This is a genomic window from Pseudomonas sp. DrBHI1 (genome assembly GCF_002205115.1).
Taxonomy (GTDB): domain Bacteria; phylum Pseudomonadota; class Gammaproteobacteria; order Pseudomonadales; family Pseudomonadaceae; genus Aquipseudomonas; species Aquipseudomonas mosselii.
Genome location: NZ_NIBE01000068.1, coordinates 18,303 through 27,381 on the forward strand (window position 1 = coordinate 18,303; position 9,079 = coordinate 27,381).

Below are 9,079 nucleotides of genomic sequence, written 5' to 3' on the forward strand. Positions count from 1 at the left end.
TGGTTCGGCGATAGCTCCGTATGCTGGCGGAACAACCGGGCGAAGAAACTCGCGTCGTCGTACCCCACCTCATAGCTGATGGTCTTGATGCTTTTGCGCGTGCTCGACAGCAGGCCCTTGGCCGTCTCGATCCGTAGCCGCTGCAGGTAGTGCAGGGGCTTGTCGCCGGTGGCGCTCTGGAAACGGCGCATGAAGTTGCGGATGCTCATGCCGTGGTTGCGGGCCACGTCCTCGAAGCGGAACTTGTCGGCGAAGTGCTCCTCGAGCCAGTGCTGGATCTGCAGGATGATCAGGTCCTGGTGCAGCTTCTGGCCGCCGAAGCCCATGCGCCCCGGGGTGTAGCTGCGCTGCACCTCGTAGAGGATGTCGCGGGCCACGGCGCGGGCCACGTTGGCGCCGCAGAAACGCTCGATCAGGTAGATGTACAGGTCGCAGGCCGAGGTGGTGCCGCCGGCGCAGTACAGGTTGTCGGCGTCGGTCAGGTGCTTGTCCTGGTTCAGGCGGATCTTCGGGAAGCGCTCGGCGAAGCTGGCGAAGAAGCGCCAGTAGGTGGTCGCCTCCTTACCATCCAGCAGCCCGGATTCGGCCAGCCAGAACACGCCGCTGGCCTCGGCGCACAGCACCGCGCCGCGGGCATGCTGCTCGCGCAGCCAGGGCAGGACCTGGGGGTAACGTTGCAGCAGGTTGTCGAAGTCGTCCCAGAAGGCCGGCAGGATGATCACGTCGGCGTCGTTCAGGCCGCTGTCGACCGGCAGTTGCACGTTGCTGAAGCTGTCCACGGGCAAGCCGTCCGGGCTCACCAGGCCAATCTCGAACATCGGCTGCAGGCCCAGCCCCAGCTGCTTGCTGTAGCGAAGGCTGGCCAGGTGGAAGAAATCCTTGGCCTGCATCAGTGTCGAAGCGAACACTTTGTCCACGGCCAGGATACTGACGCGCCGCAAGGACGCGGAGGGTTGGGTAAACATCATTGTCATTGTTCTTATAGGGTAGAGTGGTCAATCACCGGCTGGATCGTCTTATTTTTTGGCGATTGTGTCTACCCCGCCAAAGTACGAACTCTCTCGCCGGGGCAAGCCCGCCCCCACGCATCCGCGCCGGGCTTGCCTGGTGACTCGGTAGCCGCTCAAGGCGCCGGGTTCGGCTGCTCCTGATGCACCGCCTCGATCGCTGCCAGCAGCTCATCGCCCAGGTTCAGCGCTTGGCTGTCGATATTGCTGCGCAACTGATCGAGGCTGGTGGCGCCGATGATGTTGCTGATCACGAAAGGCTGGCGCGTCACGAACGCCAGCGCCATCTGCGCCGGGTCCAAGCCGTGCTCGCGGGCCAGTTGCACGTAGCGGCCGCAGGCAGCCACGGTCTGCGGGTTGGAGTAGCGGGCGAAGCGGCTGAACAGGGTCAGGCGGGCGTTCGCCGGACGGGCGCCATTTTCGTACTTGCCCGAGAGCATGCCGAAGGCCAGCGGCGAATAGGCCAGCAGACCGCATTGCTCGCGGATCGCCACCTCCGCCAGGCCCACCTCGAAGCTGCGGTTGAGCAGGTTGTAGGGATTCTGGATCGACACCGCCCGCGGCCAGCCGCGGGTCTCGGCCAGGTGCAGGAACTTCAGGGTGCCCCATGGGGTTTCGTTGGACAGGCCGACATGGCGGATCTTGCCGGCGCGGACCTGCTCGTCGAGTACCTCCAGGGTTTCCTCCAGCGGGGTGAAGATGTCCTGGGGCAGGTGCTGGTAACCAAGTTTGCCGAAGAAGTTGGTGCTGCGTTCGGGCCAGTGCAGCTGGTACAGGTCGATGCGGTCGGTCTGCAGGCGCTTGAGGCTCTCGTCCAGGGCGGCGACGATGTGCTGGCGATTGTGTTTGAGCTGGCCGTCGCGGATGTGGCTGATACCGTTGCCGGGGCCGGCGACCTTGCTGGCCAGGATCCAGTCGTCGCGGTCGCCGTTGGCGGCGAACCAGTTGCCGATGATGCGCTCGGTGGCGGCGTAGGTTTCCGGGCGCGGTGGCACTGGGTACATCTCGGCGGTGTCGATGAAGTTGATGCCCCGGGCCTTGGCCAGGGCGATCTGGGCGAAGGCCTGGTCCTGGGTGTTCTGCTCGCCCCAGGTCATGGTGCCCAGGCACAGGGCGCTGACGTTGAGGTCGGTACGGCCGAGCTTGCGGTATTCCATCGGGAAGACGCTCCATGGCAAAGAGGCCCATAAAAGCAGGTTGAAATTTTTCCTGCAATCTGGATAATTCGGCCCCTCTCCGTGTGGCGGAAGTGATGCACCACCATGCAGGGGAACCCTTGTCGAACATTGGCGTGCCCGACCCGAGCCCCCAAAAGCGTCAGCGTTCGGCTGCGCGCTTGCCCTTGGCAAGTTGTGCACTATCCAGTAAGATTCGCCGTCTATTTTTCGCTGGGCGGCCTCTGAGGCTTTAGAGAATGAAAACTTTTACTGCTAAACCGGAAACAGTAAAGCGCGAGTGGTTCGTAGTCGACGCCGCTGGTCAGACCCTGGGTCGTCTGGCTACCGAAATCGCTAGCCGCCTGCGTGGCAAGCACAAGCCAGAATACACCCCTCACGTTGACACCGGCGACTACATCGTCGTCATCAACGCCGAGCAAATCCGTGTGACTGGTGCCAAGTCTTCCGACAAGATGTACTACTCCCACTCCGGCTTCCCGGGCGGTATCAAGGAAATCAACTTCGAGAAGTTGATCGCCAAGGCCCCTGAGCGTGTTATCGAAACCGCGGTCAAAGGCATGCTGCCGAAGAACCCGCTGGGTCGCGACATGTACCGCAAGCTGAAAGTGTACGCGGGTGCAGCTCACCCACACACTGCTCAGCAGCCTCAAGAACTGAAGATCTAACGGGATAGTTCATTATGTCGGCGACTCAAAACTACGGCACTGGCCGTCGCAAGACCGCAACCGCACGTGTATTCCTGCGTCCGGGCACTGGCAACATTTCCATCAACAACCGTTCTCTGGACGTGTTCTTCGGCCGCGAAACCGCTCGCATGGTTGTTCGCCAGCCGCTGGAACTGACCGAGACCGTTGAGAAGTTCGACATCTACGTCACCGTTTCCGGTGGTGGTGTCAGCGGTCAAGCCGGTGCAATCCGCCACGGCATCACCCGCGCCCTGATGGAATACGACGAAACCCTGCGTGGCGCCCTGCGTCGTGCTGGCTACGTCACCCGCGACGCTCGTGAAGTCGAGCGTAAGAAAGTGGGTCTGCGTAAAGCGCGTAAGCGTCCTCAGTACTCCAAGCGTTAATACCGCTTCGGCAGTCGAAAAAAGCCCGGTTCCTTTTTGGAACCGGGCTTTTTTTATGTCTTGAACTAACCTCTCTGTCAGTCCGTGGCCGTTTGTCGCATAGACACAGATCAAGCAAAGCGAGGGTTGTAGCCCGACGAGCGGGTAATCACCTTGTCAGCGTGTGGATTTGTTCCTTACCATTGCGGCCAATTTTTAGTGCCACAGACATACCTAAGTAGATGCCTGTTAGAGCAGGCCAAGCAAGCTGATGGGAGAGGACTGAATGAGCAATGACGGCGTCAACGCAGGCCGGCGCCGCTTCCTCGTAGCCGCGACATCCGTGGTCGGGGCAGCGGGGGCAGTGGGGGCTGCGGTACCGTTCGTGGGGTCATGGTTTCCCAGTGCCAAGGCGAAAGCCGCAGGGGCACCGGTGAAGGTCAATATCGCCAAGGTCGAGCCCGGCCAGCAGATGGTGGCCGAGTGGCGCGGTCAACCTGTATTCATCGTGCGGCGAACGGAAGAGATCCTCGGCAATCTGAAAAAGATCACCGGTGAGCTGTCCGACCCCGAGTCCAAGGCGTCGGTGCAGCCGACCTACGTCGATCCGCAAGTTCGCTCGATCAAGCCCGAGATCCTCATCCTGGTCGGCCTGTGCACTCACCTGGGTTGCTCGCCGACGTTCCGTCCTGAAGTCGCTCCCGCCGACCTCGGCCCGAAATGGGTCGGTGGCTATTTTTGCCCATGCCACGGCTCGCACTATGACCTGGCTGGCCGGGTCTACAAATCCCAGCCGGCCCCTCTCAACCTGCCAGTGCCACCGCACTCGTACGAGTCGGACGAAATCATCGTCATCGGCGTCGATCAGGAGAACGCATGATGAGCAAGTTCATGGAGTGGATCGATGCGCGCTTCCCCGCGACGAAGATGTGGGAAGACCATCTGAGCAAGTATTACGCGCCCAAGAACTTCAACTTCCTGTACTTCTTCGGCTCCCTGGCACTGCTGGTGCTGGTCAACCAGATCGTCACCGGCGTGTGGCTGACCATGAGCTTCACCCCCTCGGCGGAAGAGGCCTTCGCCTCGGTCGAGTACATCATGCGCGACGTCGAATACGGCTGGATCCTGCGCTACCTGCACTCCACCGGCGCCTCGGCGTTCTTCATCGTGGTCTACCTGCACATGTTCCGCGGGCTGCTCTATGGCTCCTACCAGAAGCCACGCGAACTGGTCTGGCTGTTCGGCATGCTGATCTACCTGGCGCTGATGGCCGAGGCGTTCATGGGCTACCTGCTGCCGTGGGGGCAGATGTCCTACTGGGGCGCCCAGGTGATCATCTCGCTGTTCGGCGCGATTCCGGTCATCGGTGATGACCTGACCCAGTGGATTCGTGGTGATTACCTGATCTCCGGCATCACCCTGAACCGCTTCTTCGCCCTGCATGTGGTGGCCCTGCCGATCGTGATCCTCGGCCTGGTGGTGCTGCACATCCTGGCGCTGCACGAAGTGGGGTCGAACAACCCCGATGGCGTGGACATCAAGAAGAAAAAGGACGAGAACGGCATCCCGCTGGATGGCATCCCGTTCCACCCTTACTACACCGTCAAGGATATCGTCGGCGTGGTGGTGTTCCTTTTCGTGTTCTGCGCGGTGGTGTTCTTCTTCCCGGAAATGGGTGGCTACTTCCTGGAAAAACCGAACTTCGAGCAGGCCAACGCCTTCAAGACCCCTGAGCACATCGCGCCGGTGTGGTACTTCACGCCGTTCTACGCGATCCTCCGTGCGGTACCCGACAAGCTGTTCGGGGTCATCGCCATGGGTGCGGCGATCGCCGTGCTGTTCGTGTTGCCCTGGCTCGACCGCAGTCCGGTGCGCTCCATGCGCTACAAAGGCTGGCTGAGCAAAATCTTCCTGCTGGTGTTCTGCGTGGCCTTCATCATCCTTGGTGTACTGGGCGTGCTGGCGCCGACACCAGGGCGTACCTTGCTGTCGCAGGTGTGCACGGTGCTGTACTTCGCGTACTTCCTGCTGATGCCGTTCTACACAAGGCTCGAGAAGACCAAACCGGTTCCGGAAAGGGTGACTGGCTGATGAAAAAGTTTATTGCAGTATGCTTGCTGGCACTGATGCCTGGCCTTTCCTTCGCCGCCGAGCATGGCCTGGAGCTGGACAAGGTCGATATCGACCTGACCGACAAGGCCGCGATGCAGGATGGCGCGCGTACTTTCGCCAACTATTGCATGGGGTGCCATAGCGCCAAGTTCCAGCGGTACGAGCGAGTCGCCGACGACCTGGGGATCCCGCATGAGGTGATGCTCGAGAACCTGGTGTTCACCGGCGCCAAGATCGGCGACCACATGAAGATCGGCATGCAGCCCAGCGATGCCAAGACCTGGTTCGGCGCAGCGCCGCCCGACCTGACCCTGGTCGCTCGGGTGCGTGGCAGCGACTGGCTGTACACCTACCTGCGCAGCTTCTACGAGGACAAGACGCGGCCATACGGGGTGAACAACAAGGTCTTCCCCAACGTCGGCATGCCCAACGTGCTGGTGGGCCTGCAGGGTAACCAGGTGATCGGTTGCAAGCAGGTGCAGACCGAGGTCGATGGCAAGAAGCAGTTCGACCCGCTGACCGGCAGCCCGCTGACCCATGAGGCGTGCGACCAGCTGACCGTGGAGGAGAAATCCGGTACCCTGACGGCCGAGCAGTTCGACGAGAAGGTCAAGAACCTGGTGACCTTCCTGGCCTATTCGGCCAACCCGGTCAAACTGGAAAGCCAGCGCATCGGTACCTACGTGTTGCTGTACCTGGCTTTCTTCTTCGTGTTCGCCTACTTGCTCAAGCGCGAATACTGGAAGGACGTGCACTGATCACGCAGTAGTTTCTGGTAGTTGAACGCGCCCGGGGGGCTCCAGCGATAGTGCTGGGGCGCCCCGGGCGCGTTTTCATTTGCAGTTTTACAAGCATCCCGTGCGAGGAGGCGCTACATGGGCGCAACCAACAGGTTAGCCTGCTATTCCGACCCCGCTGATCATTACTCTCATCGGGTCCGCCTGGTGCTCGCGGAGAAAGGCGTCACGGTGCAGATCATCGATGTCGACGCCAATCGCCTGCCGCCCAAGCTGATTGAAGTGAACCCTTACGGCAGCTTGCCGACCCTGGTCGATCGCGACCTGGCGCTGTACGAATCGACCGTGGTGATGGAGTACCTCGAGGAGCGTTACCCGCACCCGCCGCTGATGCCGGTCTACCCGGTGGCCCGGGGCAACAGCCGCCTGCTGATGCACCGCATACAGCGTGACTGGTGCGCCCTGGCCGATACCGTGCTTGATGCGCGCAGCAGCGAGGCGGCACGCACCCAGGCGCGCAAGGAGCTGCGCGAGAGCCTGACCGGCGTGGCTCCGCTGTTCGGCGAGATGGCCTGCTTCATGAGCGAGGAGCAAAGCCTGGTCGATTGCTGTCTACTGCCCATTCTCTGGCGTTTGCCGGTGATGGATATCGAGTTGCCGCGGCAGGCCAAGCCGCTGCTGGATTACATGGAGCGACAGTTCGCCCGCGAGCCTTTCCAGGCGAGCCTGTCCGCTGCCGAACGTGAAATGCGCAAGGTTTAAGAGGAACCGTTGATGAACTCCAGTCGCCCCTATCTTGTTCGTGCGCTGTACGAGTGGATCGTCGACAACGATTGCACGCCACATATGCTGGTCAATGCCGAGTATCCGGCGGTCCAGGTGCCCCAGGGTTTCGCCAGCGATGGCCAGATCGTCCTGAACATCTCCCCCAGTGCCGTGCGCAGCCTGCACATGGATAACGAGGCGGTGAGCTTCGAAGGCCGTTTCGGTGGCGTTGCGCACTCGCTGTTCGTGCCGGTCGGCGCCATCCTCGGGATCTATGCCCGGGAGAACGGCCAGGGCATGGTCTTTGAACTGGAGCCGCCGTTCGAGGATGAGGATGACCATGAAGATGAAGGCGTCGAGCCGGATGATGATGGGCCGCCCGAGCCACCACGCCCCACTGGCCGTCCGAGCCTGAAGGTGGTCAAGTAGGCGTTGGGCAGTCAGGCCGGGCAGGTTCGGCACCGCTGAAGATGTTTCGACGCCGATTGACTTATCGTAAGCAATTTCAGAAGCTCACGACTTGCAGCCGTAGGCTGCCTCCAGGCCTGAGGCCGAAGTAACTTGGCCAGGGGCGGGCGACCGCCTCTGGCTCGATAGGGCCTTGCGGCCGAGCAGTGCAGCGACACACCGGTCGACCCAGGACGGGCGACCCAACAACAAAAACAAGAGAAGTCATCGACATGGATGTGAGATGTGATCAGCTCAAGGCGCTGACGGGTACCCTGTGCCTGGCGTTCGCCACCGGACTGCCGCTGCCTGCTGTGGCGGCCTATCAGGAATCCGGTCGCCTGGGCGACCCCGCCAGCTGGCGGTCGGCCGAGTACCAGCAGGACTGGGGCCTGGAGCGCATGCAGGCGAGCCAAGCCTATGCCGCCGGCATCACCGGCGCCGGCGTCAGCATTGGCGCCCTGGATTCGGGATTCGACGCCGCCCACCCTGAAGCCAACCCCTTGCGTTTTCACGCCGTTACCGCCACCGGCCAGTACCTGGATGGCACTCCGTTCAGCGTGTCCGGGGGACTCAATGGCGCCAACGACAGCCATGGCACCCATGTCACCGGCACCCTGGGCGCGGCCCGTAATGGCGCTGGCATGCATGGCGTGGCCTTCAATGCCCAGGTCTACGTGGGCAACACCAACCACGACGACAAGTTTCTGTTCGGCCCCAGCCCTGACCCCAAGTATTTCAAGGCGGTCTACGATGCCCTGATGGACGCCGGTGTGCGGGCCATCAACAACAGTTGGGGCAGCCAGCCCAAGGATGTCAGCTACCAGACCCTGGACGGCGTGCGCGCGGCCTACGCTCAGCATTTCCAGCAGGACACCTGGCTCGACGCCGCCGGCGACGTGGCGCGTCGGGGCGTGATCAACGTATTCAGCGCCGGCAACAGCGGCTATGCCAATGCCAGCGTGCGCTCGGCGCTGCCGTACTTCCAGCCGGAGCTGGAAGGCCACTGGCTGGCGGTGTCGGGCCTGGACAAGAACAACCAGCAGAAATACAACCAGTGCGGCATCGCCAAGTACTGGTGTCTGGCGACCCCGGGTGCGGCGATCAGCAGTACCGTGCCCGGTGGCGGCTACGCCACCTACAACGGCACCTCGATGGCCGCACCTCATGCCACAGGGGCCTTGGCCCTGGTCATGGAGCGCTATCCCTACCTGGACAACCAGCAGGCCCTGCAAGTGCTGCTGACCACCTCGCGCCAGCTCGACGGCTCGCCGACCCAGGGACCCAGCGAGCGGGTAGGCTGGGGCGTTCCGGACCTGGGCCGGGCGTTGCACGGACCCGGGCAGTTGCTGGGTGAATTCGACGTCAACCTGGGGCGCGGGCAGGGCGATAGCTGGAGCAACGGCATCTCCGACCAGGCTTTGGTGCAGCGTCAAATCGAGGATGCCGCGGAACGCCAGGCCTGGCAGCAGACCCTCAAGGATCGCGGCTGGGAGCATGGCCTGGCAGCGGGCGCCAGCCAGCAGGATCGCAGTGACTATGCCTTGGGCATGGCCCGTGACGCGGCTGCCGCGCGGCGGGTCTACCAGGGCAGCCTGGTCAAGTCCGGGGCTGGCTGGCTCGAGCTCACGGGTGACAGCAGCTACCGCGGCCCGACCCGCGTCGATGGCGGCCTGCTGGCGGTCAACGGCAGCCTGCAATCGGCGGTGACGGTCAACGCGGGCGGTACCCTGGGCGGCAACGGGCGGGTCGGTGCCCTGACCGCCAGCGCCGGGGGCGTGG

The 9,079-nt window shown here is 62.6% G+C and carries 9 protein-coding genes and 1 pseudogene; 8 read left to right on the forward strand and 2 right to left on the reverse strand.

The annotated features are described in order from the left end of the window. Both CC207_RS15260 and CC207_RS15265 read right to left on the reverse strand, forming a co-directional pair. A partial coding sequence (locus CC207_RS15260; protein WP_178080972.1) for a GlxA family transcriptional regulator occupies window positions 1–866 on the reverse strand: 866 nt, incomplete at its 3' end. 257 nt (window positions 867–1,123) lie between these two features. Then, window positions 1,124–2,164: an NADP(H)-dependent aldo-keto reductase gene (locus tag CC207_RS15265; RefSeq protein WP_088852357.1), complete on the reverse strand. Its 1,041-nt coding sequence runs from the start codon at window positions 2,162–2,164 to the stop codon at window positions 1,124–1,126. A gap of 257 nt (window positions 2,165–2,421) precedes the next feature. On the opposite strand from CC207_RS15265, the gene rplM reads away from it, so the two are divergent. The 8 genes and pseudogenes from rplM to CC207_RS27655 all read left to right on the forward strand — a co-directional run. Continuing rightward, on the forward strand, window positions 2,422–2,850 hold the full coding sequence (gene rplM, locus CC207_RS15270) for a 50S ribosomal protein L13 (protein ID WP_008097538.1): 429 nt from the start codon (window positions 2,422–2,424) through the stop codon (window positions 2,848–2,850). A 14-nt stretch (window positions 2,851–2,864) separates the two neighbouring features. After that, window positions 2,865–3,257: a 30S ribosomal protein S9 gene (gene rpsI / locus CC207_RS15275; RefSeq protein WP_003260797.1), complete on the forward strand. Its 393-nt coding sequence runs from the start codon at window positions 2,865–2,867 to the stop codon at window positions 3,255–3,257. Between the two features lie 265 nt (window positions 3,258–3,522). Beyond that, entirely contained in the window at window positions 3,523–4,116 is a 594-nt protein-coding gene (gene petA, locus CC207_RS15280; protein WP_023628711.1) for a ubiquinol-cytochrome c reductase iron-sulfur subunit, read from the forward strand. Continuing rightward, a complete protein-coding gene (locus CC207_RS15285) occupies window positions 4,116–5,327 on the forward strand; it encodes a cytochrome bc complex cytochrome b subunit (RefSeq protein WP_028689760.1) in 1,212 nt (403 codons plus the stop codon). Before petA ends, CC207_RS15285 begins: the two co-directional genes overlap by 1 nt. Continuing rightward, window positions 5,327–6,106 (forward strand): cytochrome c1, encoded by a 780-nt coding sequence (locus CC207_RS15290; RefSeq protein ID WP_028689759.1) that lies wholly within the window; start codon window positions 5,327–5,329, stop codon window positions 6,104–6,106. The genes CC207_RS15285 and CC207_RS15290 overlap by 1 nt, the downstream gene beginning before the upstream one ends. A 117-nt stretch (window positions 6,107–6,223) precedes the next feature. Continuing rightward, window positions 6,224–6,847, forward strand: a complete 624-nt coding sequence (locus CC207_RS15295; protein ID WP_088852358.1) for a glutathione S-transferase N-terminal domain-containing protein — start codon at window positions 6,224–6,226, stop codon at window positions 6,845–6,847. A 12-nt stretch (window positions 6,848–6,859) separates the two neighbouring features. Continuing rightward, window positions 6,860–7,279 (forward strand): ClpXP protease specificity-enhancing factor, encoded by a 420-nt coding sequence (locus CC207_RS15300; RefSeq protein ID WP_028689757.1) that lies wholly within the window; start codon window positions 6,860–6,862, stop codon window positions 7,277–7,279. A 251-nt stretch (window positions 7,280–7,530) separates the two neighbouring features. Beyond that, window positions 7,531–9,079: pseudogene (locus tag CC207_RS27655) on the forward strand (S8 family serine peptidase); the annotation flags it as partial.

What these genes read in the sequence shown, in the direction of transcription:
- CC207_RS15265 (WP_088852357.1), bottom strand. Translation starts at nt 2,164, where the DNA reads ATGGAATACCGCAAGCTCGGCCGTACCGACCTCAACGTCAGCGCCCTG.
- CC207_RS15290 (WP_028689759.1), top strand. Translation starts at nt 5,327, where the DNA reads ATGAAAAAGTTTATTGCAGTATGCTTGCTGGCACTGATGCCTGGCCTT.
- CC207_RS15295 (WP_088852358.1), top strand. Translation starts at nt 6,224, where the DNA reads ATGGGCGCAACCAACAGGTTAGCCTGCTATTCCGACCCCGCTGATCAT.
- rpsI (WP_003260797.1), top strand. Translation starts at nt 2,865, where the DNA reads ATGTCGGCGACTCAAAACTACGGCACTGGCCGTCGCAAGACCGCAACC.
- CC207_RS15285 (WP_028689760.1), top strand. Translation starts at nt 4,116, where the DNA reads ATGAGCAAGTTCATGGAGTGGATCGATGCGCGCTTCCCCGCGACGAAG.
- petA (WP_023628711.1), top strand. Translation starts at nt 3,523, where the DNA reads ATGAGCAATGACGGCGTCAACGCAGGCCGGCGCCGCTTCCTCGTAGCC.
- rplM (WP_008097538.1), top strand. Translation starts at nt 2,422, where the DNA reads ATGAAAACTTTTACTGCTAAACCGGAAACAGTAAAGCGCGAGTGGTTC.
- CC207_RS15300 (WP_028689757.1), top strand. Translation starts at nt 6,860, where the DNA reads ATGAACTCCAGTCGCCCCTATCTTGTTCGTGCGCTGTACGAGTGGATC.